The following is a 25,987-nucleotide window of genomic DNA, read 5'->3' on the forward strand; positions in this document are numbered from 1 at the left end:
CTCGACCTATCGGCTGGCCAATTGTCGAGGAGGAAGTCGTTCGGGGTGCCCCGGCTGCCGTATGTCGCGTTGGCCCCGCCCCGATTGCCGGGCACGAGAGGTCCTGCGCTGTCCTGGGTCGAGGTTGCCATCGTACGCCTACCACCTTGGAACCGAGCTACTTCAAAGGGGTTTTCAGCTGCCGTCTCCCGACGATGCTCGCCCGCCAAGTTGCACATCCACGGTGCCCCACAGGAACAACCCCATCAGAAACAAGGATGACCTGAGGCCAGATGAATCCAAAGCCGCTATTGTGATTAGTACCTTGGTCGTAAGCCATGCGCGCTATCACGGGTCCGGCTTTGAATTCGGCAAGCCATTGACAAGTCTGGCCCAGGCGGGAAGGGAAGCGAAGTGATGCACGTTCATGCCGCAAATGGTGACCCGCGCAGCAGCCGGCTTTCCGCCTGGCGGTGGTGGCGTGCGGGTACTTCTGCGGCGCGATGGCGCGGCTGGTAGCGGATCGACGTTCGACCACTGACCACCGTTTTTCCATCAGCCCGCCACCCGGCGGGCTTTTTCGTGTCCAGGATCACCCCCATGCAGAACCTCCTCGCCATTGCCGAACAGCCCGTTCATCCCGTCGTGGACACCGGGCCGGTCCCCAATCCGCTGCCCAAGCTGCTCGCCGGCGAAGATCTGCCCGCAGACGATGCGGAACATTTGTTCGAGCGGCTGGTGCTCGGGCGGCTCGAGCCGGCCGAGATTGCCGGCATGCTGATCGCGCTCAGGATGAAGGGCGAAACGGCGGAGGAGATGGTCGGAGCGGCCCGGGCCCTTTCCGCCGCGGCCCTGCCGTTCGACCGCCCCGATTATCTGTTCGCCGATTGTTGCGGGACCGGGGGCGACGGGTCGGGCCTGATCAACGTCTCCACCGCCGCCGCCTTTGTCGCTGCGGCGTGCGGGCTGCCAATCGCCAAGCACGGCAACCGCAGCGTCAGCTCGCGCTGCGGCTCGGCGGATGTGCTGGAAGCGTTGGGCGCGCAGATCGAGGTTTCCCCGGACAAGGCGCGCGCGACCCTGGACCAGACCGGTTTCTGCTTCCTGTTCGCTCCCGCCTACCACCCGGGCATGAAGCATGCCGCTCCCGTGCGGCGACAGCTGCAGGTGCGGACGGTGATGAACTTGCTGGGGCCGTGCATCAATCCGGCGCGACCGCCGGTCCAGCTGCTCGGCGTCGCCGACCCGAAGATGCTCCGGCGGATCGCCCACACGCTCGATGCACTCGGCGTCCGCAACGCGCTCGTAGTGCACGGGTCCGGGCTCGACGAGGTGGCGCTGCACGCGGAAACCCGCGCGATCCGCTTGTGCGACGGGAAGCTCAGCGAGGTCGAGATGGCGCCGGAAGATGCCGGGCTCGAACGGGCTCCGCTGAAGGCGGTGGTCGGCGGCGACCCGACCGAGAATGCCGAGCGGCTGCGCCGCCTGCTGACTGGCGGCGGCACCTCTGCCGAGCAGGACATGGTGGCACTGAATACGGGAGCATTGCTGTTCACCGCCGGCAAGGCGCCCAGCATGCGCGAGGGCGCCGCCGCCGCGCTGGACGCCCTTCGCGGCGGACGCGCGGGAGCGGTTCTCGACGCCTTTGTGGAGGCGACCCGTGGCTGAAGTTCTTGACGAGATCATCGAGCGCAAGCGGGCGGACGTCGCCGAGCGCATGCGCGGGTTCGACGGAAGCGCGGCCGAGCCGACCCGCCGCAGCCTGCGCGACGTGCTCGCCCGCCCCGGCGCTCGCTTCATCATGGAAGTGAAGCGCGCCTCTCCATCCGGCCACCGCAGCGAGCATTCGCCCGAGACGGCGGTGGCGGCCTACGCCCCCGTAACCGATGCGATCAGCGTCCTGACCGATCTGCCGTTTTTCGGTGGTTCGCTGAACGATCTTGCCGCGGTTCGCGCCGGCTTTGACGGACCGATCCTCGCCAAGGATTTCGTGGTCGACCCACGGCAGGTGCGGGAGGCGCGGATCCATGGCGCCGACGCAGTGCTGGCGATGCTGTCCGTGCTGGATGATGCCGGCGCTCGCGCAGTGCTCGCCGAAGCCGAGCGGCTGAGAATGGACACGATCGTGGAGGTGCATGACGACCGCGAACTGGTCCGGGCGCTGGCGCTCGGCGCACGGATCCTCGGCATCAACAATCGCGACCTCAGGACGCTTCGGACCGACCTTGCCGTCACTGAGCGGCTGGCCGCGCGAGTTCCGGAGGATGTCCTCCTCGTCAGCGAGTCGGGAATCGGCAACCGGTCCGACGTCGAGCGTCTGTCGACCGCTGTCGATGCCTTTCTGGTGGGTTCGTCGCTGATGGCTGCGGATGATGTGGCGGAGGCTGCGCGGGCGATGGTGTTCGGCCGGGTCAAGATCTGCGGCCTGACCAGCGCGGACGATGCGTGGATTGCGGGCCTTGCCGGAGCGACCCATGCCGGCGTGGTGTTCGTCCCCGAGACACCGCGCGCGGTCGAGCCCCGGACAGCGGCGGCGTTGATTGACACGGTGCGGCGGGCCGGGATGAAGCCGGTCGGCGTGTTCCGCGACGCCCCTCCTCCCTACGTGATTGCCGCCGCCAACGACCTCGGCCTGGCGGCAGTGCAGCTTCATGGCCGAGAAGACGCGGCGACGATCGCGCGAATCAAGGCGGGCTTCGACGGCGAGGTGTGGACCGCCTGCGCTCCCGACGAGGACCGCGGCGGCGACCGGCCGCTGTTCGACAATGGCGGGGGCGGCACCGGCAGGACGTTCGACTGGGAGCGGATCGGCGAGCATTCCCGCCGCGCGGAGGCCTTTCTTGCCGGCGGCCTGGGCGCGGACAATGCTCGCGCGGCACAGGCAACGGGAGTGTACGGTATCGACGCCGGTTCGCGGCTGGAGCTGGAATCAGGGCGCAAGGACCCGGCCAAGGTCGCGGCGCTGTTCGATGCACTGCGACTGGGCGACCGGAGGCAGGCGGCATGAAGCTGGACGGACGCTTCGGACGGTTCGGGGGATGCTACGTTCCCGAGATCCTGGTGCCGGCGCTTGAGCAGCTGGAGGCGGCGTTCCTGGAGGCAGAGGAGGATCCTTCCTTCGCCTCTGAGCTGGAGCACCTCCTGACCACCTACGCCGGGCGGCCGACCCCGCTGACGCGCTGCCGCAACCTCGGATCGGAACACGCCCGCATCTACCTGAAGCGCGAGGATCTGCTGCACGGCGGAGCGCACAAGACCAACCAGGTGCTGGCACAGGGTCTGCTTGCCAGGCGCATGGGCAAGACCCGGTTGATCGCGGAAACGGGGGCAGGCCAGCACGGCGTTGCCACGGCGCTTGCGGGAGCGCTGTTCGGGCTGAAGACCCAGATCTACATGGGCGCGGAGGACGTCGCCCGGCAGCAGCTCAACGTGTTTCGCATGGAGCTGATGGGCGCGACCGTGATCCCCGTGGAAAGCGGCGGACGGACGCTCAAGGATGCGGTCAACGAAGCCTTGCGCGATTGGACCGCGAGCTTCACCGACACCCATTACCTGCTCGGCACGGCCGCTGGTCCGCACCCCTTCCCCTTGATGGTCCGCCAGTTCCAGCGGGTGATCGGCCGCGAAGCGCGCGCGCAACTGCTCGAAGCGGAGGGACGGCTGCCGGACGCAGTCGTGGCCTGCGTCGGCGGCGGCTCCAACGCGATCGGGATATTCAGTGACTTTGTGGGCGACGCCGGAGTCGAGCTGATCGGGGTCGAAGCCGCCGGCAAGGGCCTCGACGGTCACGAGCATGGCGCGACCATCCTGCGCGGCCGTCCCGGCATTCTGCACGGGGCCGAGACCCTGCTGCTTCACGACGACGACGGGCAGATCAGCGACAGCTGGTCGATCTCCGCGGGGCTCGACTACCCCGGCGTCGGACCCGAGCATGCCCACCTCAAGGACAGCGGGCGCGCGACCTATGTCGGAGTGGAGGATGGCGACGCGCTTGCTGCATTCCAGGCGCTTGCTCGCTCCGAGGGAATCATTCCCGCATTCGAGAGCGCGCACGCCGTCGCGCACGCGGTCACTTTGGCCGAGCAGGCCGAGCGGGACATGGTGATCGTGGTCAATCTCAGCGGGCGGGGCGACAAGGATATGGCGCAGGCGCGGACCTTGCTGGCGGCGGCCGCATGAGTCGCTACGATGCCATGTTCGGGCGCTTGCGTTCGAGTGGGGAGGGCGCGCTTGGGGCGTTCCTGATGCTCGGCGATCCCGACGTTACCACCAGCGCCCATCTGCTCGACGCCGCAGTTGCGGGCGGCGCGGACATGATCGAAGTCGGGATTCCCTACTCCGATCCGGTGGCCGACGGGCCGGTCATCCAGGCGGCGGCCCAGCGTGCGCTCCGCTCCGGCGCGCGGGTTGACGACAGCTTTGCGCTGATCCGCGGCCTGCGGGCGAGACATGCGGACGTACCGATCGGCATCCTCACCTACGCCAACCTCCTGGCCGCGCGTGGGCGGGAGCGCTTCATGCGCGACGCTGCCGAAGCGGGCGCGGACTCGGTCCTTGTGGCCGACGTTCCAAGTCTGGAGGCCGAGCCATACTCGGCAGCGGCGGCGGCGGAAGGCCTCGACCTTGTCATGATCGCCGCCCCGAACACGCCGGAGACGGTCGTGGACAGGATCGCGCGCCTGTCGGGCGGCTACACCTATTGCGTCGCCCGCGCCGGGGTCACCGGGGCCACCGAAACGCTCGCGCTCGACCACGACCGGTTGTTTGCCGCGCTGACGGAAGCGGGGGCACCGCCGCCGGTGGTCGGCTTCGGCATCTCAACGCCATGGCATGTGCGGCAGGCGCTCGCGGCGGGCGCCGCGGGGGTCATCGTCGGGTCGGCGATCGTCCGACTGATCGAGCAGGGTGAGGACGCGGAGCTGGCAATCTCCCGCTTTGTCTCCGAGCTGAAGGCCGCTACTGCCCCGGCCTGAACGAAGAGGTAGGCATGACGATCGATCTTGGCGGACGGACGGCGCTGGTCACCGGCGCAGGCGGCGGCCTCGGGCGCGCCCACGCACTTCTGCTGGCCCGCGCCGGAGCCCGGGTGATCGTCAACGACATTCCGCACAGCGGGGCCAAGGCCGAAAGCGTTGTTGACGAGATCCGCAGCGCCGGCGGTCGGGCAGAGGCGATTGCCGCTTCGGTCACTGATGAAGCTGCGGTGGCCGACATGGTAGGCCAGGCAGGGGCGATCGACATCCTCGTCAACAATGCCGGCATCCTGCGCGACAAGAGCTTCGCCAAGATGAGCATCGAGGAGTTCCGGCAGGTAGTCGACGTCCACCTGATGGGGAGCGTGATCTGCACCAAGGCGGTGTGGGACGGAATGCGCGAGCGCAACCATGGCCGTATCGTCATGACCACCTCATCGAGTGGGCTGTACGGCAACTTCGGTCAATCCAATTACGGCGCGGCAAAGATGGCGCTGGTCGGCCTGATGCAGACGCTCAGCCTGGAAGGCGCCAAGTACAACATCCGCGTCAACGCCCTCGCCCCAACCGCGGCCACCGGCATGACCGAGGGACTGATGCCGCCGACGATGCTGGACCTGTTCCGGTCGGAGCTGGTCAGCCCCGCGCTGCTCGCGCTCGTGGCGGAGGAGGCGCCCAGCCGGACCATTCTGTGCGCCGGAGCCGGCGGCGTGGAGCAGGCGCAGGTGACCCTCACCCGCGGCCTCAGCATCGCCGGACTGGATGGGTTGGAGGCCGCGCAGCTGATCCTTGATCGCCTAGGCGAGATTGGCGATCCGGCGACCGCAACGATCCCGCAGGCCGGCCTCGAGCAGGCCCAGCTTGAAGTCGCCAAGGCCAGCGCCACTCGCTGATGGACGCGGGGCGCGCCTGGCATCCCGGGAGCTGGCGCGGTTGCACTGCCGCCCAGCTGCCCCTCTATGCGGACGCGGCGGCGCTTGCGGAGGTCGAACGGACGTTGAGCCAAGCGGCCGCAGTTGCCGCCATCGATCAGAGCGAAGCGTTGAAATCGCTGCTGGCCGAGGCGGCGGCCGGACGCGCGCTGTTGCTGCAGGGGGGCGACTGCGCCGAAACGCTGGAGCCACCATCCCCCGCCCGGGTGCATGCTCTGGCCGAGCTGTTTGGGGCCATCGCAAGGCAGTTGGGGCGAGGCTTCGACCTGCCGCTCGTGCAGGTTGCCCGCATCGCCGGCCAGTTCGCCAAGCCGCGCAGCATGGCGACCGAACGCCAGGGCGACCGAAGCTTGCCGGCATGGCGCGGCGACAGCATCAACGCGCAACGGTTCGAGGGCACGGCGCGGGTGCCCGATCCCCGTCGCATGCTGCTCGCTCACGCCCACGCGCTGGCGACCCGCGCCCTGCTGCCGGATTGTCTGTTCACCAGCCATGAGGCCCTGCTCCTGCCTTACGAGGAGCCGTTGATTCGGCGCGACCCGACCACCGGACGGCATTGGTCCGTGTCCGGGCACATGCTGTGGGTCGGCGATCGCACCCGGCAGGTCGATGGGGCTCATGTCGAGTTCTTGAGCGGCATCGCAAACCCGGTCGGGATGAAGTGCGGGCCAGAACTCAGCGCCGAGGACTTGCTCACCTTGTGCGACCGGCTCGATCCCGCACGCGAACCAGGCCGGCTGACGCTGATCGTTCGGCTCGGCGCGGAGCGGATCGGCGACCTGCTGCCGGGCTGGCTGCGCGCTGTCGGGCGGGCGGGCCGCGCGCCGCTGTGGATCAGCGATCCGATGCACGGCAACACCGAGCGCGAGGCGGGTCGGAAGATCCGGCGGCTGGAACGCATTGCCGCCGAAGCGGAAGCGTTCTTCGCCATCGCCCGCAGCGAAGGGGCTTGGCCGGGCGGTCTCCATATCGAGATGGTGCCGGAACCTGTCACCGAGTGCCTCGGCGGACGAGGTCCCGCGACCATCGCCGAGATGGACGCGAACTTCCGCAGTGCCTGCGACCCGCGGCTCAATCCCGATCAGGCGTTGCAGCTGGCGGAAGTGGTCGCGCGCATCGGCCGGAAGGCGGCGGCGTGAATCTGAAGGCTTTGCCTCGCGGTCCGCTTTCGGGCCGGTTCCCGGTGCCTGGTGACAAGTCGCTGTCGCACCGGGCGCTGATCCTGGCAGCGTTGGCTGACGGCGAGAGCGTCATCTCCGGACTGCTGGAATCGGACGACGTGCTTCGGACCGCCGAGGCATTACGCGCATTCGGAGTGCGCGTGGAGCGTTTCGGACCGCAGCGCTGGCGAGTGATGGGCCGGAAATGGCGGTCCCCGGACGGGGCTATCGACTGCGGCAACAGCGGAACCGCCGCGCGGCTGCTGATCGGCGCGGCGGCGGGACAGGGCGTGAGCGCGACTTTCACCGGGGACGCATCGCTGAGCCGCCGTCCGATGGGCCGGGTCACGGCTCCGCTGGAGGCGATGGGAGCAAGCTTTGAAGGCGGTCCAATGCTTCCGATGACCCTACACGGGGCGCCGCTCCGAGGGATCCACCACGTCAATACGCCCGCGTCGGCGCAAGTGAAATCGGCCCTCCTGCTCGCCGGGCTCGGCACCGACCAGCCGGTCGACATTGCCGAGCCGCTGCCGAGCCGCGATCATAGCGAGATCATGCTTCGGACCTTCGGCGTCGATGTTGAACAGGACGGACGCGTGGTCCGCCTGGGGTCGCAACGGCGGCTGACCGGAGGGCTGGTGAGCATCCCGGGCGACCCCTCCTCCGCCGCGTTCGCATGGGGCGCCGCGGCGATCGTTCCGGACTCCGAAGTGAGGACGGACGGTGTGCTGCTGAACCCGTTGCGAGCAGGTTTCATCATGGCGCTGCAGCGGTTGGGCGGCGACCTTCGGCTCGACAATGTCCGGGGCTCCGGTGGCGAGACCATCGGCGACGTGCGGATCCGCCACTCTCGCCTGTTCGGCGCGGAGTTCACGGCCGTGGAAATCCCCTCGATGATCGACGAAATTCCGATCCTCGCGGCGGTTGCGGCATTCGCTCGCGGTGAGACGCGGATCGAAGGATTGGACGAGCTGCGCCACAAGGAAAGCGATCGGCTGTCGGGCATGGCGGAGGGCCTGTGCGCCTGCGGAGTGGATGCGAGCGCCGACGGCGACGCGCTGGTGATCCGCGGCGGCGCGGTTCGCGGTGGGGGCTTGGTCAGCACCCATGGCGACCATCGGGTGGCGATGGCGCATCTGGTGTTGGGCCTTGGCGCCGAGCAGCCGGTCGTAGTCGACCAGGCGGAGATGATCGCCACCAGCTTCCCGGCCTTCCGCGACGCCATGCGAACCATCGGCGGGACAATCGAGGAGACGGCGTGAGCGTCAATAGCTTCGGGCACCTGCTGCGGGTCACCACCTGGGGCGAAAGCCATGGGCCGGCGATCGGTTGCGTGGTGGACGGCTGCCCACCCGGGCTGGAACTGGACGAAGCGTGGGTGCAGCAATGGCTGGACCAGCGGCGGCCGGGAACCGGGCCGAACGTCTCGCCGCGGCAGGAACCGGATCGGGTGCGGATCCTGTCGGGCACGTTCGAAAGTCGGACGACGGGCACGCCGATCAGCCTCATCATCGATAATGTCGATGCGCGGTCCAGGGATTATGCCGGCCTTCCGCACCGGCCCGGTCACGCCGACTTCGCCTACGAGGCCAAGTACGGCATTCGCGATCCGCGCGGTGGTGGACGAGCGTCGGCGCGGGAAACAGCGTGCCGGGTAGCGGCCGCCGCGGTCGCGCGGCGGATCATTCCGGAGGTCACCGTAACCGCGCGAGTGGCCGAGATCGGCGGCGAGACGGATCACCGACGGTGGGACGAAATGCTCGCGGCGGCAAAGGCCGGCAGCGACAGCCTGGGCGCGGTGATCGAATGCGTTGCCACCGGCGTGCCGGCGGGCTGGGGTGCGCCGGTCTATGCCAAGCTGGACGCGGAGCTGGCCGGAGCGTGCATGGGCATCAATGCGGTAAAGGGCGTGGAGATCGGCGAAGGCTTCGCCGCCGGCCGGGCGCGGGGCCGGGAAAGCCTTGAGGCGATGACGGCGAGCGGAATCGACGGCGGCATTTCGACGGGCAGGTCGATCGTCGTGCGTGCCGCGTTCAAGCCGACCTCGAGCATCGGCATCGGTGGGCGGCACGACCCATGCGTCGGCATTCGCGGGGCGCCGGTGGTCGAAGCGATGGTCGCGCTGGTGCTGGCAGACCACAAGCTGCTGCACCGCGCCCAGTGCGGCTAATGACACTTGAAGCGGTCGAACGGCTCCAGGCAGGATTTGCAGCGATACTGGCTCTTGCAAGGCGTCGAGCCGAAACGGCTAACCTCCTCGACCTCTGTCGAGCCGCACTGTGGACAGGCCACCTCGCCTGACGGCGACGGCGGGGCGATGCCGTAACGGCGGAGTTTCTCGCGGCCCTCCGGCGTGATCCAGTCGGTGGTCCACGGCGGCGCGATCACTGTCTCGATCCCCATTGAGCGGTAGCCGGCCGCGTCCAGTGCGGCGCGGATGGCCTGCTCGATCGCGAGCGTCGCCGGGCAGCCGGAGTAGGTCGGGGTGATGATCACTCGCCCATCTTCGACCGCGCGGACGATGCCGAGTTCGACCACCGACACGGCGGGGATCTCCGGGTCAGGCACCTGGGCCAGCACCTCCCAGATCGGTTGCATCACACCCGCTCGATCACCATGGCGATACCCTGGCCGACACCGATGCACATCGTCGCCAGACCGTAGCGGCCGCCGTTGCGCTGCAGCTCTTCCGTCGCGGTCAGCGCCAAGCGGGCACCGGACATGCCGAGCGGATGGCCAAGCGCGATCGCGCCGCCATTGGGGTTCACTCGTGCATCGTCGTCGGGGACGCCCAGCTGACGCAGCACCGCTAGCCCCTGAGCGGCAAAAGCTTCGTTGAGTTCGATCACGTCAAGCTGGTCGAGCGACAGGCCTAGGCGCTTGAGCAGCTTCTGGGTCGCGGGTGCGGGTCCGATACCCATGATGCGCGGGGGCACGCCTGCGATCGCTGCGCCGAGGATGCGGGCACGGGGCCTCAAGCCATTGCGGCTGGCTGCGTCTTCCGAGGCGATGATCAATGCGGCCGCGCCATCGTTGACACCTGAGGCGTTGCCGGCGGTGACCGTGCCGTCCCTACGGGCGATCGGCTTCAGGCCGGCGAGCTTGTCCAGGCTGGTCAGGCGCGGGTGTTCGTCGCGCGCGATAACGGTGGGCTCACCCTTGCGGCTGGGAATGGTGACGGCGACGATCTCCGCATCGAAGCGGCCATTCGCCTGCGCCGCCGCCGTCTTCTGCTGGCTGCGGAGCGCAAAGGCGTCCTGGTCCTCGCGGGTGATCTGGAACTCCTCCGCCACATTTTCGGCCGTGCTGGGCATGGTGTCGTCGCCGTAGGCGTCCTTCATCTTGGGATTGACGAAGCGCCAGCCGATGGTGGTGTCGTAGATCTCGGCCGTGCGGTCGAACGCCGACGTAGCCTTGGGCATCACGAACGGAGCGCGGCTCATGCTTTCGCTGCCGCCGGCGATGATGAGGTCGCTCTCCCCGCCGCGGATGGCGCGAGCCGCCATGGCCACCGCGTCGAGGCCGGACCCGCACAGGCGATTTAGGGTGACCCCGCCGCTGCTGTCGGGCAGGCCGGCGAGCAGGCCCGCCATTCGCGCGAGGTTGCGATTGTCCTCCCCCGCCTGGTTGGCGCAGCCGAGGATCACGTCGTCGAGCTCGGCCCAGTCGACGTTGTGGTTGCGCTCGATCAGGGCCCGGATCGGAATTGCGGCAAGGTCGTCGGCGCGCACCGAGGACAAGGCTCCACCATAGCGGCCGACGGGAGTGCGGATGGCGTCGCAGATGTAGGCTTCGGTCATTCCGCCGAAATCACACCACGCCGGATCTGATCCAGTTCGATGCTCTCGAACAGCGCCTTGAAATTGCCCTCACCGAAGCCCTCATTCCCCTTGCGCTGGATGATTTCGTAGAAGATCGGGCCGATCACGTTCTGGGTGAAGATCTGCAGCAGCAGGCCCTGCCCTTCCGTTGGCGCTCCATCGACCAGTATGCGGCGCTTCTTGAGTTCGTCGAGCGGCTCGCCATGGTCCTTCACCCGCTCGTCGAGCAGGTCGTAATACGTGTCCGGCGTGTCCTGGAAGGGGATGCCGCGCTCCGACAGGATATCGACCGAGGCGTAGATGTTATCCGAGCCCAGCGCGATGTGCTGGATCCCCTCACCCTTATATTCGCGGAGGAACTCCTCGATTTGGCTCTTGTCGTCCTGGCTCTCGTTGAGCGGGATGCGGATCTTGCCGCAAGGGCTGGTCATCGCCTTGGAGAACAGTCCAGTGACCTTGCCCTCGATGTCGAAGTAGCGGATCTCGCGGAAGTTGAAGAGCCGCTCGTAGAAGTCCGCCCAGAAGCTCATCCGGCCGCGCTGGACGTTGTGGGTCAGGTGATCGAGGTAGGTAAGATGCGCATTGGCATCCCGCTCCTTGGCCTGCCAGCCATCCTCGAACTGCCAGTCGCCGTTCTTGTACGCCGACCCGTCCGTGCCATAACGATCTACCAGGTACAGCCGCGAGCCGCCGATGCCCTCGATCGCCGGAAATCCCAGGCCACCGCCGCTGGCGTCCGTCGCGCCAAGCTCCAGAGCCCGCGCGTGGGCCTTGGGGGCATCCTTGACCCGAAAGGCCATGGACGCGGCCGAGGGACCATGGGCGGCCGCGAACTCGGCAGCCGGGCCACTGGTTTCGGCATTGATCAGGAAGTTGATGTCGCCCTGCCGGTGCAAGGTGATGTTGAGGCGATTGTGCCGGGCGACCGCTGGGAAGCCGAGCTTGGCGAAGAGCGACCGTAGCAGTTCCGGATCGGGGGCGGCATATTCGACGAATTCGAAGCCGTCTGTCCCCATCGGGTTCTCGAGGCCGAGCGGCGACAGGTCAGCGGTGGCGGTGGCCATGGTTCAAACTCCTTCTCTCCCCTCCCCACTGCTCCCTTGACCCGACCGATTCAAGGGCGCGGAGTTTTGGAAGTTTAGCCCTCAACGTGCGCATTCGCCCACCCGCGTGCGTGGGCGACGCGCTGCTCCCGCCGGGCACGTTGTGCTAAACGCGCGAGAGACTTGTGGGACAGGAAGAACGATCATGGAGACGCCGGAAGGCTGGACCCGTAGCGACGATGCGCTGACCCGCACCTACCGTTTCCGCGACTTCGCCGAAGCGTTCGGGTTCCTGACGCGGGTCGCGCTGCACGCAGAGAAAGTGGATCACCACCCGGAGTTCTTCTCGTGCTGGAACCGGGTCGATTTCCGCCTCACCAGCCACGACGCCGGCGGGGTAACGGAGCGGGACGTGGCACTGGCGGCGGCGATCGACCGGTTGGCCGCGCAGATGCCGCCGCCAGCATCACGCAAGGCTGGTTAGGGGAGGATCAGCCCCTGGCGGACCAGCTGGACGCATTTGGCGATCGTTCGGTCCCGCTGGAGCGAATCGTCGCTCACTTGCACCCCGAACTCCTCTTCCAGGCGCATCGCGATCCTCATCAGGTCGAGGTCGTCGAAGCCGTGGTCGGCGCTCAGGTCGTCGGTGAAGCGAAGTGCGCTGCGATCGAACCCGAACTCTGCAGCGACCACGTCATGAACTCGGCTCGCGACCTCAGGCATTGCGCCAGCCCTCCTGAAGTTGCCGCAGCACTCCGCTCACTTCAGGTCGCGGAGTGTAAGGCCCGGACGCGACGCGCTTACGCTTACCACCATGGCCCAGATAGATCTGGACCGCCTTCAGAGCTTCAGTCACCTTGGCTAACCTCTCAGCTGACCATGAGAATGGGGGTGCTCGAGCAAAGCCGATTATAGCGGAATCGGCGCTAAATTTCTGCTCAAAGCGACCTAGTCCACCAACAGTTCACCGCAAGCTGGCGGCCGGAGCGAGGGCGTGAGGGAGCGGCCTTGCACCCGTGGCGCAGGAGATTGCCGCTCCCTCGACGCTCCGCCTGCTCTTCCTCGTCCCGACCGCGGCAGCCGTCAGCGGGTCAATTCGAACTGCATGGAAACGCTGGTGCCGAGGGTCAGCTCGCCTGGGGCCACCGGCGTAGGAGGCGGCGGAGGCGGCGGCGCGCCGTAGCCGCCCATGCGGCTGCCGGTGACGACGATCTCCTGGACCGGATAAACGCCGCCGCCTTCGCTGATCGACAGAATGCGGGCGACGCGCATGCCGGCGGCGCGGGCATAAAGCTCCGCGCGTTGGCGCCCGGTAGCCACCGCCTCCACCCGCGCCTCGTCGAGCGCGGCCTTGCTGTCGTCCAGGGTGAAGGAGGGTCCGTCGACCTGATTGGCGCCGCTTTCGATCAGCGTATCGATGATCCTGCCCATCTCCCCCAGGCGCCGGACATGGACCTGGACGTTGTTGCGCGCTTCATAGCCGATAATTCGTGGCGGATCGGGCTGGGCCGGCGGAACATACGGCTGGCGGAGCTCGCGCGCGCGGATCTGCGCCTCGCGCTCCGGATCGCTGTAGCGTGGCTGAAGGCTGATCGCGGCAGTCTGGATGTCGCGATCGGCGACGCCGGAGCGGCGCAGCCCGGCGATGACCGCCTCCATCCGGCGGCTGTTGCCAGCGATCGCCTCTGCCGCCGTGCGGCCTTGGGTGACCACGCCAGCGTTGAAGATTGCCAGGTCCGGGGTGCGCCGGCTGCGGCCCTCGGCCGAAATGCTCAGGAGCGCGCTGTTCGGGCCGAGCGGCGAGATTGCGGTGGCCGGGGTTTGAGCAATGGCGGCACCGCCGCCGAGCAGCAACGCGAACGCAACGAGACTCTTCATGATCACCTCCGGCTGGAGCCGGCAGTGTAACGTCCGCCCGGATGGTGCGGTTCAGCCGCCCGTCGAAAGGTGGCGATAGGCGATGCAGCCGAACTGATGGTAGCTCGGCACCGGGTGGCCGTGGCGGCGGAGCCAGCCTGCCCAGCCGCGATATTGCGACTCGCTGGGCGAGACGGCAAGGCGGCGGTCCTTGGCCTGGGCCAGCGCGTCGAGTGGCGTCATGCCGCCGTCGACCATGACGCAGAGCGCAAGCAAGGGTGAGCGGCCGATGCCGTGCTGGCAGTGGATCAGCACGCGCCGCCCGGCGTCCAGGTGCCTGCGCGCGAAGCCGACCCCGTGGTCAAGCCGGTCGAGCGTCGCCGGGTGGAGGTCCGGCGTCGGCAGGTGGAGAAAGGCAATCCCGACCTGCGCCAGCGCCTGGTGCTCGTCACGATCTTCCTCGCGCAGGTCGACGACCGCGCCGATGCCATGCTCCGCCGCAAGCGCCGGAGCGTAATGCATCGGAAAGCAGCCGCTGACTGCCAGCCCGTCCGCCAGCCAGTCGATGTCAGGCTCCCATCCCTCCGTCAGGATGGAGGCGGCGACTGGGGAAAGGGTCAGGGAAACCTCCGTTCGAGAGCGTCGCACAGCTTGCCGACGCGGCCGTGCGACCAGGCCAGGCCCTGGTAGGTGCGAAGCGAGAGCCGGGCCCAGCCGGTATAGAGACCGGGCTTGTCCATGGCCCGCGCGACCGCAAAGATTCGGTGGCTCCAGCGGGCGATCCACGCGCGCATCCGGTAGACCAGCCGGCGCCGCAGCGGCATCCCGGCGGCGGAGGGAGGCACCCGCTTGACTGCGCGCAACCCGCGCTTGGGCCAGGTCAGCCGGTACGCAAGGCCTTCGCGGCGGTGACGGAAGCCGGCTGCCTGGGTCTGGATGATGAAGTCGGCGCCGACCGGCTCAAGCTGCAAGCGGCCGTCCGTTCGCGCTTCCTCGATCAAGCGGTGGAGCTCGGGCGAGCGGACGATCGCGACGTTGGTGCCGCGGCCATCGGAGCTGTACGGCTCAACCCACGCATCGCCGAACGCGATGTCGGCGGTTTCGGCGACCACGTCGTCGCACCAGTTGCAGGCCGAGTTCTGGAAGAAACCGGCGCCCCAGTCCCCATCCGCCAGATGCCACCAGTCCTCGGACGCGGTGCTGCCGTCGTCGAGGGTGAGGTGGGCCCGGTACCAATTGGCGGGACGGCTCGCGTCCTTGATGCGGTAGTCGACCGCGCGGACGCGGCGCATCTCCTGGTCCAGTTGGGCGGCAAAGCTGTCGACTAGCCGGGCGCTCTTCATGTGACCGCAGAACAGGCCAAGCGTGTGGGTGATGCGCTCGCGCAGGACCGGGTCGGCGCGGCGGAGCAGGTGGACGGCCTTGATAAAGCAGGGGACGCCGACGACCGCATAGCGCCCCGGTGAGGCGCGGATCTCGGCCAGCACGGATGACAGCTCGATCGGATAATAGCGCGACTTGGCGCCGGCGTTCAGCGTGCCGAGGTCGCGCGAGATGCCGTAGCGGAAAAAGGCGCCGTCGGGCCGCGGATGGGCGGGCGACACGTGAGCGACACCGTCCACCGCCCCGCTACGCAGCAGCTCGGCGGCGACCCAGCTGACCAGCCCGCCCGAACTTCCGTTCATGCGGAAGCCCTCCTCCGCGACGTGGCCGACATAAGCGGCCTCGAAGCTGCCGATCTTGCCGTCGTGGTGAGCAGGGGCCGGGAAGCGCTGGTGAGCGATGTCGTCCTCGTTGGGCGCGGACGGCGAAAAGGGGCAGGCGCGGGCAAAGGCTGCGCTCTTGCCTTCGTACCAGCCGGTCGGGCCGTGCGGCTTGAGCTCGCCGAAGCGATCCCATTCCATCCGCGCGTCCGGCTCCCCGGCAACGCAGCCGCCGCAGCCGATGCACAGCCCCGAGCGCACGACTTCGGCCGGGCTGATGCTCTCGCCCGCCGTGTCGCGCGGGTCAGCAAAGTGCCGCATCGAGGAAGCTCTGGCTGCGCTGGCGATAGTCGCGGATGCGGTCGTGGACAGCCTGCTCGAGGGGGGTGTCGAGCAAGGCGTCAAAGGTATGCTGCGGCGTGTCGGACCCAACGATGCGGTGCGGCAGGGCGAGCTTGGCGGCGAGGTCGCGGACCTTGTTGAAGCGGTAGTCGCTCGGAGCGGTGGCGAGCGGCTTGCCGTTCAGCAGTGCGAACACGCAGCCATGGAAGAAGTTGGTCACCACGGCGCTGGCGCTCGCCATCAGGCCGGCGAACTCCTCCGGCCCGGCCTCGATGCGTTGCTCGTCGGCCCAGCCGGTGGCGTAGCCAACGCTGACCAGCCGGATTCCGCGCGCTTCGCTCCAGCGGCGGGTAGCGGCGCCGAGCCAGTCCGGAAAGCCGTGGCCATAGATCAATGCGTAGGGCCGCTCGGCCGGCACGGGCGCGGCGGTGATCGCGTCGGGAAATTGCAGGCAGGGGTCGAGCACCAGCGTCGGCTCGGTGCCCAAGCCGTCGCTCACCAGGCGGCGGCTGTTGTCGTCGCGTACCGAAATAGCGGCAAAGCGCTCGAGCCGGCTGGCCCAGTCGGAGCCCAGCCCCTGCTCCGCGTCATAATTGCCGAAGCTGGCGGCATAGGACACCAGCCGATCGGTCCGCAGCCCCTCGCCGAAGAAGATGGGGGCATTGCCGTACCAGGGGTGACGGTGGTTCCAGACTTCATCGCTGCCGATCACCACCGCGTCGAACGCGCCGGCATCCTGCGGCTGGTGAAGCGAGAAGCGGCGGGAAGTCGGGAGGCGCTCGAACGCATCGAAGAACTTGCGCGCCTTGGCCTTGTAGCGGGGAAGATCGCGTCGCGGCGTCCGTTCCGGCAGCGTTGGCTGGAGCGAACAGCGCAGCTCCGCCTCCCCCACCCGCGGGCAGTCATGCTCCAGCAGCACCGCCTGGTGACCACGGGAGCGCAGGCCTTCGACCAGACACCGGGCCTGCCAATAGCTGCCGTAGTTGATGCACTTGTGGAAGGTGAGAACCCCGATCTGCCGCGCCGCCATGCGATGCACAACCGGTCGGCGGGGTGCCGGTTCCTAGGGGACCGCGATGCCCCGGCTGGAAAGGAATGCGCGCGTTTCCGCGACCACCCGCCGGGTGCCGGATCGACCGACCGCAAAGCCCATATGGCTGCACCCGATCTCGACAGCGCAATCGCTCTCTTCCGGCAGCCCGTACGCCGCGCGGGGGGCGACAATCCCGTCGCGCCGCGACCACAAGGCGAGGGTCGGAACGGGCGGCTTGGCGTGGCTGCGCTCGATCGGCGGGCGGTCGACCGGATGGCCGGCGACCCACTCGTACAGGCGCCAGACATTGTTCCAGCGCGGATCACCGGAAAAGGGCGAGCCGAGGCTCACCACCGCCGACACCTCGTCCGGGCATTCACGCGCAAGCTCCCGCGCAAAGACGCCACCGAGGCTCCAGCCGACGAGCAGAACCGGCTGTCCCTCGCCGATCGAGCGGAGCCGCGCCAGCAGCACTTGCAGGATGTCGGGGCGAGCGCCCTTGTTGAGGCCCATGTTCCAGCCGTGGGTGCGCCACCCGCCCTCCGCAAAGGCGCGGCGAAGTTCCATGCTGGTCCGGTCGGTGGCGACGAAGCCGGGGATGACCAGGCAGCGGGGGCCGTCATCCGGTCCGCGGGGCCCGAGATGGCCGAACCCCCGCCAGACGCGCGGGGCGAGAGCGCCGAGTTCATGGAGCTTGGCGAGCTGCGAAGGCGGGCGTTCGTCGGGGTCCGCGGGGGTCACACTCACTCCGTAGTCCTGAGCCTGTCAGACGGCCGTCCATCTTAATGGATGCAATGGCAGTGCTTCAACAAGCTCAGTGCAGCGGTCCTGCCTCTAGAGGAACTCGCCCCCGCCCATGAATGGCCGAAGCGCCCCCGGCAGCCGTACCCGGCCGTCCTCGGTCTGATGGTTCTCCAGCAGCGGGACCAGGATACGCGGCGAGGCAAGCGCGGTGTTGTTGAGGGTGTGGGCGAAGCGGACCTTGCCGTCCCGATCGCGGTAGCGAAGGTTGGCGCGGCGAGCCTGCCAGTCGTGCAGCGTCGAGCAGCTGTGCGTCTCCCGATACTTGCCGAGCGACGGCACCCAGCTTTCGATATCGTTCATGCGATATTTGCCGAGGCCCATGTCGCCGGTCGAGGTTTCGATCACCTGGTAGGGGATCTTTAGGTCGCGCAGCAGCTCTTCGGCTAGACCGAGCAGCCTTGCATGCCATTCGGCCGAGATGGAATCGTCGGCTTCGCAGATGACATATTGTTCGACCTTGAGGAACTGGTGGACACGGAGCAGGCCGCGGACGTCGCGCCCGGCGCTGCCGGCCTCCCGCCGGAAGCAGGGCGAAGTGCCCGCATAGAGGATCGGTCCGGCGGACAGGTCGAGGATCTCGCCCGAATGAAGCGAGGTCAGCGCGACCTCCGCGGTCCCGGCCAGCCACAGGTCGTCGTTGGGAAGCTGGTAGGTTTCCTCACGGTGACCCGGGAATTGACCCTGGCGAACGAACGCATCCTCGCGGACGATGGCCGGCACGGTGATCGGGGTGAAGCCGGCGGCCGCGATCTTCTGCAGCGCCCAATTCATCAGCACGCCTTCAAGGATCGCGAGGCGACCTTTGAGGCAATAGGTGCGGCTGCCCGACACCTGCACGATTCGGGTAAGGTCTGCCCAGTCGTTCTTCTCGATCAGCGCGACATGGTCGAGCGGTTCGAAGGCGAACTCAGGCAGGGCGCCCTCGATGCGGACGACCGTGTTGAAGCTCTCGTCAGGGCCGACCGGAGCGCCTTCCCAAGGGATGTTGGGCAGGCGGAGCATCAGCTCGCGCAGCCCGGTTTCCTTCAGCGCAAGCTCTGCGTCCAGCTCTGATGCGCGAGCCCCAGCTTCCTTGGCGCGACGGCCGAGCTCCGCCTTTTCCGCGGGCGCGGCGGTCTTGAACGTTGCAGAGATGGCATTGCGCTCGGCCCGGAGCCCGTCGGTTTCCGTCTTCAGCGCGCGGATCTCGCCGTCCAGCCGCAGCAGAGCGTCCAGGTCGAGCGAGACCCCCTTTTCGGCAATGGCGCGTTCAACGACCGCGCGGTTTTCACGAATGGTTTGAATCGGAAGCATGGCCTTGCCGATGCGGCAACGCCAAGTCAGTGGCAAGAGGGCGGCGAGCAGGTTACAGCCCGTCAGCTTCGCGATCCTGGAGGTTTCATGCTGACGGCCGTGGTTTCATTGCTCCTGTTGACTGCCGCTCCGGCCTCGACCCCGCTGAAAGCATCAACTCCGCATCGTGCCGACACACCTACGACCATCGAGCTGCCGGCCACCGCCGGACGCAAGCTGTCAGTGACGGTGTTTCCCGCGGCCAAGAGCAAAGGTGTCATCATCTTCGGCCATGCGATGGGCGCGGAGCCCAGCACCTACCAAGCACTGATCAAACGCTGGCAGCAGGCGGGCTTTACTATCGTCGCCCCCTTATCCGTCGACAGCAAGGCGCATCCGTCCCGCAGCAAGTTCGATCTCAAGGCGGGCTTCGGCGCCAGGGCCGAGGACCTGGCCATTACCCGCGGCTTCGTTGCCGACCGTTTCCCGGGCCAAGACGTAGTGCTCGCCGGGCATAGCTATGGATCGTTGTTTGCGTTGATAGGCGCTGGCGCAAGCACTCCGGCCGGAACGCTGAGCGGACCACCGATCGTCGGGGTGCTGCTCTTCTCCTCCCCGGGCGCCATCCCCGGCATCGTGTCCCCTGGAGCCTTTTCCCAGTTGCGCGCACCGTTGCTGATGATCACGGGTGACAAGGACATCGTTGCTCCCTTCGCGCCGGATCCCAAAGTGCATCGGCTGGCGTTCGAGGAAGCGCCGGTCGGCCGGAACATGATGGTGACGGTGATCGGCGGCGACCATTTCCTCGCTGCCAAGCCTTCCGCATCGGCCTTTGAGGCGGTAGCCGCGATCAGCATCGACTTTGCTCGTTCGGTAACTGGAGACGGTGCGGCGGCAAAGCGGCTTGGTACCATTCGCGCGGGCAAACTCTTCAGCATCGAACGCCGCTAAGGATCACAAAAACATGCCGTCCGGTCTTATCGCCCTGCTCGATGACGTCGCTACCCTTACCAAGCTCGCCGCAGCATCGATCGACGACATTGGTTTGGCCGTTGGCAAGGCCGGGACCAAGGCAGCGGGCGTCGTGATCGACGATACCGCCGTGACGCCGCGCTATGTCACCGGGCTGTCGCCTGAGCGGGAGCTGCCGATCATCGGCAAGATCGCGCTGGGGTCCTTGAAGAACAAGCTGCTGATCCTGTTGCCGGTTGCAATGCTGCTTGCAGCGTTCGCCGAGTGGCTGATCACGCCGCTACTGATGATCGGCGGCGCTTACCTGGCGTTCGAAGCGACGGAGAAGATCTGGGAGAAGCTGTCCGGGGATCATCACGCGGAGGCTGAACTGCTGGCGGCCGATACGCCGCAGGAGCTGGAGGAACGGCAGGTCGCGGGAGCGATCCGGACCGACTTCATCCTGTCGGCCGAGATCATGGCCATTGCCCTCAACGAACTCGACGGCATGGGCCTGTGGATGCAAGGCGCCGCGCTGGCGGCGGTGGCGATAGCAATCACCGTCGCGGTCTATGGCGTCGTCGGGCTGATCGTGAAGCTGGACGATATCGGGCTGCACATGGCCGCTCGCAGCAACAGCGCCTCGCAGGCATTCGGCCGGCTGCTGGTCACTGGAGTGCCCAAGCTGCTCACCGCGCTGGCGGTGATCGGCACTGCGGCGATGCTGTGGGTCGGGGGACAGATCCTGCTGCACGGCATGGAGGAGCTCGGCGCCGACACGGTGGCGCACCTCGTCCATGACACGGCGCATCACCTGGCCGAGGGGCTGGGGTTCATGGTGGGCGCATGGGAATGGCTGTTCAATGCCATCGGCGGGGCGATTGCGGGGATCATCGTCGGCGGGATCATCGTCGCCGCGTTGCACCTGATGAAGCGCAAGCCTGCCGAAGAAGCGACCGCCCATTGATGCATTATCTGCTGGTGTTCGTCGGCGGCGGCCTTGGCGCGGCGCTGCGGCACGGGGTCAACCGATTGTGCATGTGGTTGGGGACCGGCTTTCCCGCCGGAACGCTGACGGTCAACGTGCTCGGATCGCTGCTGATGGGGCTGCTGATCAGCCTGCTGGCGGAAGGACCGCCGGCGTCGCAAGGATTGAGGCTGTTCCTCGCGACAGGCTTGCTGGGCGGTTTTACGACCTTTTCGGCCTTCAGTCTGGATGCCCTGACCTTGTGGGAGCGCGGGCAGCCGGCGCTTGCAGCGCTCTACGTTGCGGGGTCGGTGCTGCTGTCCCTGGCGGCCATCGCGGCGGGCTTCTGGAGCGCGCGGCTGCTGCCTTAGTCGAAGTGCAGCCGGCGATAACGGCCGCGGAAGTACAGCAAGGGATCGAGGACGGGGTCGAAGCTCGCGCGGAGCACCTGGCCGATCACGATATGGTGATCGCCGCCATTGTGGACGGCATGGGTGGCGCATTCGAACACGCCGAGCGATTCGCGCAGCACCGGCGGCCCGAACTCGCCCGGACTCCACGGGGTGCTCCCGAAACGATCCTGGTCCTTGGTGGCAAAGCGGCTCGAGGCGGGCTGCTGCCCGGTCTGGAGCACGTTCACGGCGAAATGACCTGCGGCAGTCAGCGCCCGAGCGCTGGCGGCGCGCTTGTCGACGCAGACTAGGAGCAGAGGGGGATCGAGCGACACGCTGGTGAAGCTGTTGGCGGTGAGGCCGACCGGCTCGTCGTTCTGATCGAGGCAGGTGACGATCGTCACGCCCGTCGCAAAGCAGCCGAGCGCCGCGCGCAGGGTGCGGGGGTCGGAACCGGTGCGATATTCGCCAGGATGGTGGGCGGCGGGCTCGGCCATGCCGATCGTATAGCGGTGCAATGAGGCGCGGGACAGGGCAGCCGCGCCGCCAGCCCCCAGTTGCGGGACAAACAGAAAAGGGCGGGCATTGCTGCCCGCCCTTCCCTGTCCCGTTGCCGGAGACGTGAAGCTTAGAACTTCACGCGGACGCCGGCGGCGAAGCGGCGGCCCAGCGCGTCGTAGGTCGACGGGAAGACATTGCCGCTGTTGAAGGTCGTCGAGCCGATCGAGTTCCCAACCACCTTCGGCTTGTTGTTCAACAGGTTCTGGATGTTGAACGTGAAGGTGATGTTGTCGGTCGCGTTGAAGCGGGTCGCGAAATCGAAATAGTGCTCCGCCCCGATCTTGCGGAACTCCGGCTCGACGATGCAGGCATCCGGATCGGCGCCCAGCGGATCTTCGCAACCGGCGTCTTCAGCGAAGGCCAGATCGTCCTGGAACTGACGCGGCTCAAACTTCACGGCATCGATCCAGCGCCACAGCAGCGACAGGTCGACCTTGCCGAAGGTCAGAGTGGTCCGCTGCGAGAACTGGAACTCCGGCTGGATGGAGCCGGTGAACGAGCAGTTCACGCTGTAGTAGCCGGCGCACTCACGGAAGAAGCTGTCCTCCGACTCAACGTTGGCATTGTACTCCGAGTTGCGGGTCCAGTTGCCGACGAACGACAGAGCCAGGTCTGCGAAGCCGAGGTCGCGGCGGTAGTTGGCAATCAGGTCGACACCGTCCGTGAACAGCTCACCCAAGTTGGTGGTTGCGAGGAACAGGCCCGGAGTCGTGGCCGGATCGCCGTCGAGACCGCCGGTGAACGGGTTACGCCCTATGCTGGTGCAGGCCGGGTTTGCAGCGCTGGCCGCGGTGATATTGCCGAAGCAGGCATTGATCACGTCACCCGGAAGCGCTGAACCGATCACGTCCTTGATGCGGATGTTGTAGTAATCGACCGACATCGAGAAGCGCGGCAGGAAGTCCGGCTGAAGCACCACACCCACGGTGTAGGTGTTGGCCTTTTCCGGCTGCAGTTCGAGGTTGCCGCCGAACACGGCATTGGCCTGGCCTGCCGTCGGGTTCGTAATCGAACCGATGGTGCCCACCGGAGCACCCTGTGCCAGGCAGATCGCACGGAGGTCCGCATTGGTGGTCGGAGCTGCACCGGCGCACGGATCGATGCCGAGGTTGGTCAGACCGGTAGTCTGTGGTGTGAACAGTTCACCGATGTTGGGTGCACGGACGGCGCGGCTGTAGTTACCGCGGAACTTGACGCCCGCACCCGGTTCCCAGCTGCCGCCAGCCTTGTACGTCCAGGTGTTGTATCCGCCGGCGCCAAGGATGTGGTAGTCCGAGTAACGCGCACCGGCTTCAAGGGTCAGGCTCTCGAAGAACGGACGATCCTCGATCAGCGGCGCGATCAGCTCGGCATAACCCTCGTAGACCTTGTACCCGGCCGGGTCGTTGACGCCGATATCCGGCGAAGCACCGCCGGCACCGCCGAGTTCACCCGGGGTCTTGGCCAGCGTATCGGACTCCGCGCGAGCGGTGTAGCGGCGATATTCGGCGCCGAGAGCGAAGCCGATTGGCTGAGTCGCCCACGGCAGTGCAAAACCGAAATCGCCGGAGACAATGCCGCGGCCCTGAGCCAAGGTCGTGTTGGTGATGCTGAAGCTGTTCTCCGAAAGGAAGTCAGCGGCAGCCGGAGTGATCGAGCCTTCCGGACCAAAAACGTTGACCGCAACGCACCCGTTCGATGGATCCTGACAGACCGGGTTGGCAAGCGTCCCGTTGACCAACACGCCCTGACGGAACCGCGACTGCAGGGTGTAGCCCTGAATGGTCTGGGTGTTCTTCGATTCGCCGTAGGCGCCCGAGACATCCCAGTCGATGGTGCTGGTGATCGGACCGCGAGCGCCGACACGCGCGTCGAAGATCTGCGTTTCATAGGCCGAGATGCGCGGACCCACTTCCACGGTACGACGGCTCAGGGTCGCTGTCACCGTGCGATAGTTCGGATCGGTTGGGCCGGTCGCCAGCGCCGCTGCAGCACACTGCGCCGGAGTGAAGCGCGGAGTATACACCGCTGCTGCCGGGTTGATGTCGAACGCGCAGAATTGTTGACGAAGCGCGGCCGGCAAGAACGGGTTATTCAAGTTGATCGTCACGGCGCCACCGAACGAGCCGGACGGAGCGATGATGGTGTCAACCGTATTCTTGGAGAACAGACCGCGGCCGTAAACCTCAACCGCGTCCGATACCTCGTAGTTCGCCTGACCGAAGATGTTGTACCGGTTAAACGGCGTCTGGAAGATGTTGTACGGGTTGAAGTTGAAAGTCGCGAAAGTCGGGACCGCGCGGCCAGTCACCGGATCAATCTGGCGGACGCCGCCGTTCGCAACCGCCGGGTTGGTGCTCGGCAGGCCGGTCGCCGGATCGATCGGACGAGTGCCCGAGAAGCGCGACGGCACCGAGGTGCCCGAACCGCCTTGGCCGCCCGAGTAGGAGTCGACCTGGAAGAAGGAGAAGTCGCGGTCGCCCTGATACACCGGATCCGAGTTCTGGTAGCCAACGCTGACCACCGCATTGCCACGGCCGTCGTCGAAGTTCGCACCGAGCGTCAGGTCGGCGCGGACATAGTTGCCGTCACCTTTCTGGGTGATCTGGTCCGACACCGAAAGCTCGACGCCGGCGAAGTTCTTCTTGGTGATGAAGTTCACCACGCCGGTGATGGCGTCGGCGCCGTAGGTGGTCACGGCGGCGCCGGTCAGGGCGTCGACGCGCTCAACCAGGGCGAGCGGAATATTGTTGAGGTCGACCCGGCCGGCGAGGCCCGACGGAGCGATCCGATTGCCGTCCAGAAGGACGATGTTGCGGATCGAACCGAGACCACGAAGGTCGACGTACGACGCGCCGCCGTTGCCGTTGTTGACGGCGGAACCGATGCTGGAAACCACGCCCGGGATTTCGCGAAGAACTTCCTCGGCGACGTTGGACTGCTTCAGCTCAATGGTGTCGGCGGTGGTCACGTTGACCGGAGTCGACTGCTCGAGGTTCGGGTTGCGGATCAGCGTGCCGGTGACGACGATCTCTTCCGGCTGGTCACCAGCGGGGACGGTCTGGTCAGCAGCTTCCTGCGGAGCAACGCCCGGCGCCGGAATCTGATTGTCCGCAGGCTGCGGAGCGGCAGGCGTGCCCTGCTCGTTCTGGCCCGGCTGGACAGTGTCCTGCGCAGCGGCGGGAGCAGCGAACGCCATCCCGGTGAACACGGTCGTGGCGAGAAGCGCACCCCTGAAATACGTCTTCGACATTTTCTTCCCCTTCCCTTGGTACGCCCAGGCGCACCCCGAAATCATTGCACACCATCCACATCCGGAAGGCGGCTCAGGGCGGGTTCCTACGAGCAGAGAGCAGCGCGAAACAATCAGGCCGGCGTCGGGAGCAGCCGTTTGTGACGATCCTGTTGCGCCTGGAACACAGTTGCATATTGCCGTGGCGCTGGCACTCTACGCGCGCCAGACGCCACCCGGGGATGATTAAACACATGTTTCGCGCCACTTCCGCCCTGCTGCTAAGCGTGGCGCTGCTGTCCGCTCCCGCCCTCGCCAAGGATCGCGTGCCGAGCGCGCCGTCGCCGCTGGTCGGTTCGCTCGCCGCCTGCCGGGGCCTCGGCGACTCCGCCCAGCGGCTCGCCTGCTTCGACAAGGCCGCGGCGAACCTGGTCGCCGCGACTCAGAGCGGTGAGGTGTCGGTGGTGGACAGGGGCCAGGTCCGCCAGGTGCGGCGGTCGCTGTTCGGCTTCGGCTCGCTGAAGGTGCCGTTCCTCAACGACGATGACGGCGAGTCGGACGAGATCAAGACCACCGTCCGCTCGGCGCGCTCGATCGGCGGCGGCAAGTTCCGGATCGTGCTGGCCGACGGCAATGCCGTCTGGGAGACCACCGAAAGCTACGTCAACTTCGACGATCCGGAGCCCGGCCAGGAGATCGTGATCAAGCGCGGACCGCTGGGCAGCTACCTGCTTCGGATCGACGGGCAGCGCGGTTTGAAGGGCCGCCGGGTCGGCTGAAGATCAGCGTGGCGCTGCTTCGGCCTTGAGGCTGGCGGCGGCATCGACATACGCTTCCTGGCGGGCGACGCTCCAATAGCGCAGCATGTCGAGTGGGATCGGAACGCCCGTCACCGCACAGCGGACATGGTCGCCATCGGCCAGCAAGCGGAACGTGCCGGCCAGATAATGCACCTTGGCTTCGCGGCGATGGCCGGTCATCAGCAT

Annotated in this window: 27 protein-coding genes; 13 read left to right on the forward strand and 14 right to left on the reverse strand. The window is 67.1% G+C overall.

What is annotated here, in order from left to right; translation table 11 throughout:
- Positions 1-404 precede the first annotated feature (404 nt).
- Complete coding sequence (locus tag ACFQPG_RS01535; RefSeq protein ID WP_380809697.1) at positions 405-581, reverse strand: hypothetical protein; 177 nt, start codon at positions 579-581, stop codon at positions 405-407.
- Between ACFQPG_RS01535 and trpD the strand changes: the two genes are divergently transcribed.
- From trpD to ACFQPG_RS01575, 8 genes are read left to right on the forward strand one after another with little or no spacing between them, the layout of a single operon-like run.
- Positions 580-1,647 (forward strand): anthranilate phosphoribosyltransferase, encoded by a 1,068-nt coding sequence (trpD, locus tag ACFQPG_RS01540; protein WP_380809699.1) that lies wholly within the window; start codon positions 580-582, stop codon positions 1,645-1,647. The two genes, ACFQPG_RS01535 and trpD, sit on opposite strands and share 2 nt — an antisense overlap.
- Positions 1,640-2,986, forward strand: a complete 1,347-nt coding sequence (gene trpCF / locus ACFQPG_RS01545) for a bifunctional indole-3-glycerol-phosphate synthase TrpC/phosphoribosylanthranilate isomerase TrpF (protein WP_380809700.1) — start codon at positions 1,640-1,642, stop codon at positions 2,984-2,986. The genes trpD and trpCF overlap by 8 nt, the downstream gene beginning before the upstream one ends.
- Positions 2,983-4,158, forward strand: a complete 1,176-nt coding sequence (trpB, locus tag ACFQPG_RS01550) for a tryptophan synthase subunit beta (RefSeq protein ID WP_380809702.1) — start codon at positions 2,983-2,985, stop codon at positions 4,156-4,158. The genes trpCF and trpB overlap by 4 nt, the downstream gene beginning before the upstream one ends.
- Complete coding sequence (gene trpA, locus ACFQPG_RS01555; protein WP_380809704.1) at positions 4,155-4,952, forward strand: tryptophan synthase subunit alpha; 798 nt, start codon at positions 4,155-4,157, stop codon at positions 4,950-4,952. The genes trpB and trpA overlap by 4 nt, the downstream gene beginning before the upstream one ends.
- 14 nt (positions 4,953-4,966) lie before the next feature.
- The gene (locus tag ACFQPG_RS01560) at positions 4,967-5,845 is read left to right on the forward strand and encodes an SDR family NAD(P)-dependent oxidoreductase (protein ID WP_380809706.1); all 879 of its coding nucleotides are present in this window, start codon (positions 4,967-4,969) and stop codon (positions 5,843-5,845) included.
- The gene (locus ACFQPG_RS01565; RefSeq protein WP_380809707.1) at positions 5,845-7,023 is read left to right on the forward strand and encodes a 3-deoxy-7-phosphoheptulonate synthase; all 1,179 of its coding nucleotides are present in this window, start codon (positions 5,845-5,847) and stop codon (positions 7,021-7,023) included. Before ACFQPG_RS01560 ends, ACFQPG_RS01565 begins: the two co-directional genes overlap by 1 nt.
- Positions 7,020-8,306 carry a 3-phosphoshikimate 1-carboxyvinyltransferase gene (aroA, locus tag ACFQPG_RS01570; RefSeq protein WP_380809709.1) on the forward strand — a complete coding sequence of 429 codons (1,287 nt, stop codon included), beginning with the start codon at positions 7,020-7,022 and terminating at the stop codon, positions 8,304-8,306. Before ACFQPG_RS01565 ends, aroA begins: the two co-directional genes overlap by 4 nt.
- Positions 8,303-9,214, forward strand: coding sequence for a chorismate synthase (locus ACFQPG_RS01575; protein WP_380809711.1), 912 nt, complete (start codon positions 8,303-8,305; stop codon positions 9,212-9,214). The genes aroA and ACFQPG_RS01575 overlap by 4 nt, the downstream gene beginning before the upstream one ends.
- On the opposite strand, the gene paaD is transcribed toward ACFQPG_RS01575, so the two are convergent.
- From paaD to hppD, 3 genes are read right to left on the reverse strand one after another with little or no spacing between them, the layout of a single operon-like run.
- Positions 9,211-9,642: a 1,2-phenylacetyl-CoA epoxidase subunit PaaD gene (paaD, locus tag ACFQPG_RS01580; RefSeq protein WP_380809713.1), complete on the reverse strand. Its 432-nt coding sequence runs from the start codon at positions 9,640-9,642 to the stop codon at positions 9,211-9,213. The genes ACFQPG_RS01575 and paaD overlap by 4 nt on opposite strands.
- The gene (gene pcaF, locus ACFQPG_RS01585) at positions 9,642-10,844 is read right to left on the reverse strand and encodes a 3-oxoadipyl-CoA thiolase (protein ID WP_380809715.1); all 1,203 of its coding nucleotides are present in this window, start codon (positions 10,842-10,844) and stop codon (positions 9,642-9,644) included. The genes paaD and pcaF overlap by 1 nt, the downstream gene beginning before the upstream one ends.
- Positions 10,841-11,929 (reverse strand): 4-hydroxyphenylpyruvate dioxygenase, encoded by a 1,089-nt coding sequence (hppD, locus tag ACFQPG_RS01590; protein WP_380809717.1) that lies wholly within the window; start codon positions 11,927-11,929, stop codon positions 10,841-10,843. Before hppD ends, pcaF begins: the two co-directional genes overlap by 4 nt.
- A gap of 184 nt (positions 11,930-12,113) precedes the next feature.
- Here hppD and ACFQPG_RS01595 point away from each other — a divergent pair, with 184 nt between their 5' ends.
- On the forward strand, positions 12,114-12,392 hold the full coding sequence (locus tag ACFQPG_RS01595) for a 4a-hydroxytetrahydrobiopterin dehydratase (protein WP_380809719.1): 279 nt from the start codon (positions 12,114-12,116) through the stop codon (positions 12,390-12,392).
- Here the strand turns inward: ACFQPG_RS01595 and ACFQPG_RS01600 are convergent.
- The 7 genes from ACFQPG_RS01600 to serS all read right to left on the reverse strand — a co-directional run bounded on the left by ACFQPG_RS01600 (position 12,389) and on the right by serS (position 18,940).
- Positions 12,389-12,631 carry an acyl carrier protein gene (locus ACFQPG_RS01600; protein ID WP_380809720.1) on the reverse strand — a complete coding sequence of 81 codons (243 nt, stop codon included), beginning with the start codon at positions 12,629-12,631 and terminating at the stop codon, positions 12,389-12,391. The genes ACFQPG_RS01595 and ACFQPG_RS01600 overlap by 4 nt on opposite strands.
- A gap of 360 nt (positions 12,632-12,991) precedes the next feature.
- On the reverse strand, positions 12,992-13,786 hold the full coding sequence (locus tag ACFQPG_RS01605; protein WP_380809722.1) for an SIMPL domain-containing protein: 795 nt from the start codon (positions 13,784-13,786) through the stop codon (positions 12,992-12,994).
- A gap of 51 nt (positions 13,787-13,837) precedes the next feature.
- Positions 13,838-14,413: a dual specificity protein phosphatase family protein gene (locus ACFQPG_RS01610; RefSeq protein ID WP_380809724.1), complete on the reverse strand. Its 576-nt coding sequence runs from the start codon at positions 14,411-14,413 to the stop codon at positions 13,838-13,840.
- Positions 14,383-15,789 (reverse strand): Coenzyme F420 hydrogenase/dehydrogenase, beta subunit C-terminal domain, encoded by a 1,407-nt coding sequence (locus tag ACFQPG_RS01615; protein ID WP_380809726.1) that lies wholly within the window; start codon positions 15,787-15,789, stop codon positions 14,383-14,385. The genes ACFQPG_RS01610 and ACFQPG_RS01615 overlap by 31 nt, the downstream gene beginning before the upstream one ends.
- Positions 15,773-16,840 (reverse strand): polysaccharide pyruvyl transferase family protein, encoded by a 1,068-nt coding sequence (locus tag ACFQPG_RS01620; RefSeq protein WP_380809727.1) that lies wholly within the window; start codon positions 16,838-16,840, stop codon positions 15,773-15,775. Before ACFQPG_RS01620 ends, ACFQPG_RS01615 begins: the two co-directional genes overlap by 17 nt.
- A gap of 33 nt (positions 16,841-16,873) precedes the next feature.
- A complete protein-coding gene (locus tag ACFQPG_RS01625) occupies positions 16,874-17,590 on the reverse strand; it encodes an alpha/beta hydrolase (RefSeq protein WP_380809728.1) in 717 nt (238 codons plus the stop codon).
- 87 nt (positions 17,591-17,677) lie between these two features.
- The gene (gene serS / locus ACFQPG_RS01630) at positions 17,678-18,940 is read right to left on the reverse strand and encodes a serine--tRNA ligase (RefSeq protein WP_380809730.1); all 1,263 of its coding nucleotides are present in this window, start codon (positions 18,938-18,940) and stop codon (positions 17,678-17,680) included.
- Between the two features lie 87 nt (positions 18,941-19,027).
- Here serS and ACFQPG_RS01635 point away from each other — a divergent pair, with 87 nt between their 5' ends.
- From ACFQPG_RS01635 to crcB, 3 genes are read left to right on the forward strand one after another with little or no spacing between them, the layout of a single operon-like run.
- Positions 19,028-19,870: a hypothetical protein gene (locus tag ACFQPG_RS01635; protein ID WP_380809731.1), complete on the forward strand. Its 843-nt coding sequence runs from the start codon at positions 19,028-19,030 to the stop codon at positions 19,868-19,870.
- A gap of 13 nt (positions 19,871-19,883) precedes the next feature.
- Positions 19,884-20,837: a DUF808 domain-containing protein gene (locus tag ACFQPG_RS01640; protein ID WP_380809733.1), complete on the forward strand. Its 954-nt coding sequence runs from the start codon at positions 19,884-19,886 to the stop codon at positions 20,835-20,837.
- Positions 20,837-21,208, forward strand: a complete 372-nt coding sequence (crcB, locus tag ACFQPG_RS01645; protein ID WP_380809734.1) for a fluoride efflux transporter CrcB — start codon at positions 20,837-20,839, stop codon at positions 21,206-21,208. Before ACFQPG_RS01640 ends, crcB begins: the two co-directional genes overlap by 1 nt.
- Here crcB and ACFQPG_RS01650 read toward each other — a convergent pair.
- Positions 21,205-21,726: a flavin reductase family protein gene (locus ACFQPG_RS01650; RefSeq protein WP_380809736.1), complete on the reverse strand. Its 522-nt coding sequence runs from the start codon at positions 21,724-21,726 to the stop codon at positions 21,205-21,207. The genes crcB and ACFQPG_RS01650 overlap by 4 nt on opposite strands.
- 131 nt (positions 21,727-21,857) lie before the next feature.
- The gene (locus ACFQPG_RS01655; RefSeq protein ID WP_380809737.1) at positions 21,858-25,022 is read right to left on the reverse strand and encodes a TonB-dependent receptor domain-containing protein; all 3,165 of its coding nucleotides are present in this window, start codon (positions 25,020-25,022) and stop codon (positions 21,858-21,860) included.
- A gap of 233 nt (positions 25,023-25,255) precedes the next feature.
- Between ACFQPG_RS01655 and ACFQPG_RS01660 the strand changes: the two genes are divergently transcribed.
- Positions 25,256-25,780: a hypothetical protein gene (locus tag ACFQPG_RS01660; protein ID WP_380809738.1), complete on the forward strand. Its 525-nt coding sequence runs from the start codon at positions 25,256-25,258 to the stop codon at positions 25,778-25,780.
- Between the two features lie 3 nt (positions 25,781-25,783).
- On the opposite strand, the gene ACFQPG_RS01665 is transcribed toward ACFQPG_RS01660, so the two are convergent.
- Positions 25,784-25,987: a DUF2093 domain-containing protein gene (locus tag ACFQPG_RS01665; RefSeq protein WP_380809740.1), complete on the reverse strand. Its 204-nt coding sequence runs from the start codon at positions 25,985-25,987 to the stop codon at positions 25,784-25,786.

It is taken from the genome of Sphingomonas sp. GCM10030256 (assembly GCF_042666415.1).
In the GTDB taxonomy this organism is placed as follows: domain Bacteria; phylum Pseudomonadota; class Alphaproteobacteria; order Sphingomonadales; family Sphingomonadaceae; genus Sphingomicrobium.

What these genes read in the sequence shown, in the direction of transcription:
- trpD (WP_380809699.1), top strand. Translation starts at nt 580, where the DNA reads ATGCAGAACCTCCTCGCCATTGCCGAACAGCCCGTTCATCCCGTCGTG.
- ACFQPG_RS01535 (WP_380809697.1), bottom strand. Translation starts at nt 581, where the DNA reads ATGGGGGTGATCCTGGACACGAAAAAGCCCGCCGGGTGGCGGGCTGAT.
- trpB (WP_380809702.1), top strand. Translation starts at nt 2,983, where the DNA reads ATGAAGCTGGACGGACGCTTCGGACGGTTCGGGGGATGCTACGTTCCC.
- trpA (WP_380809704.1), top strand. Translation starts at nt 4,155, where the DNA reads ATGAGTCGCTACGATGCCATGTTCGGGCGCTTGCGTTCGAGTGGGGAG.
- ACFQPG_RS01560 (WP_380809706.1), top strand. Translation starts at nt 4,967, where the DNA reads ATGACGATCGATCTTGGCGGACGGACGGCGCTGGTCACCGGCGCAGGC.
- ACFQPG_RS01565 (WP_380809707.1), top strand. Translation starts at nt 5,845, where the DNA reads ATGGACGCGGGGCGCGCCTGGCATCCCGGGAGCTGGCGCGGTTGCACT.
- paaD (WP_380809713.1), bottom strand. Translation starts at nt 9,642, where the DNA reads ATGCAACCGATCTGGGAGGTGCTGGCCCAGGTGCCTGACCCGGAGATC.
- pcaF (WP_380809715.1), bottom strand. Translation starts at nt 10,844, where the DNA reads ATGACCGAAGCCTACATCTGCGACGCCATCCGCACTCCCGTCGGCCGC.
- hppD (WP_380809717.1), bottom strand. Translation starts at nt 11,929, where the DNA reads ATGGCCACCGCCACCGCTGACCTGTCGCCGCTCGGCCTCGAGAACCCG.
- ACFQPG_RS01595 (WP_380809719.1), top strand. Translation starts at nt 12,114, where the DNA reads ATGGAGACGCCGGAAGGCTGGACCCGTAGCGACGATGCGCTGACCCGC.
- ACFQPG_RS01600 (WP_380809720.1), bottom strand. Translation starts at nt 12,631, where the DNA reads ATGCCTGAGGTCGCGAGCCGAGTTCATGACGTGGTCGCTGCAGAGTTC.
- ACFQPG_RS01605 (WP_380809722.1), bottom strand. Translation starts at nt 13,786, where the DNA reads ATGAAGAGTCTCGTTGCGTTCGCGTTGCTGCTCGGCGGCGGTGCCGCC.
- ACFQPG_RS01615 (WP_380809726.1), bottom strand. Translation starts at nt 15,789, where the DNA reads ATGCGGCACTTTGCTGACCCGCGCGACACGGCGGGCGAGAGCATCAGC.
- ACFQPG_RS01620 (WP_380809727.1), bottom strand. Translation starts at nt 16,840, where the DNA reads ATGGCGGCGCGGCAGATCGGGGTTCTCACCTTCCACAAGTGCATCAAC.
- serS (WP_380809730.1), bottom strand. Translation starts at nt 18,940, where the DNA reads ATGCTTCCGATTCAAACCATTCGTGAAAACCGCGCGGTCGTTGAACGC.
- ACFQPG_RS01635 (WP_380809731.1), top strand. Translation starts at nt 19,028, where the DNA reads ATGCTGACGGCCGTGGTTTCATTGCTCCTGTTGACTGCCGCTCCGGCC.
- ACFQPG_RS01640 (WP_380809733.1), top strand. Translation starts at nt 19,884, where the DNA reads ATGCCGTCCGGTCTTATCGCCCTGCTCGATGACGTCGCTACCCTTACC.
- crcB (WP_380809734.1), top strand. Translation starts at nt 20,837, where the DNA reads ATGCATTATCTGCTGGTGTTCGTCGGCGGCGGCCTTGGCGCGGCGCTG.
- ACFQPG_RS01650 (WP_380809736.1), bottom strand. Translation starts at nt 21,726, where the DNA reads ATGGCCGAGCCCGCCGCCCACCATCCTGGCGAATATCGCACCGGTTCC.
- ACFQPG_RS01655 (WP_380809737.1), bottom strand. Translation starts at nt 25,022, where the DNA reads ATGTCGAAGACGTATTTCAGGGGTGCGCTTCTCGCCACGACCGTGTTC.
- ACFQPG_RS01660 (WP_380809738.1), top strand. Translation starts at nt 25,256, where the DNA reads ATGTTTCGCGCCACTTCCGCCCTGCTGCTAAGCGTGGCGCTGCTGTCC.
- ACFQPG_RS01665 (WP_380809740.1), bottom strand. Translation starts at nt 25,987, where the DNA reads ATGCTGATGACCGGCCATCGCCGCGAAGCCAAGGTGCATTATCTGGCC.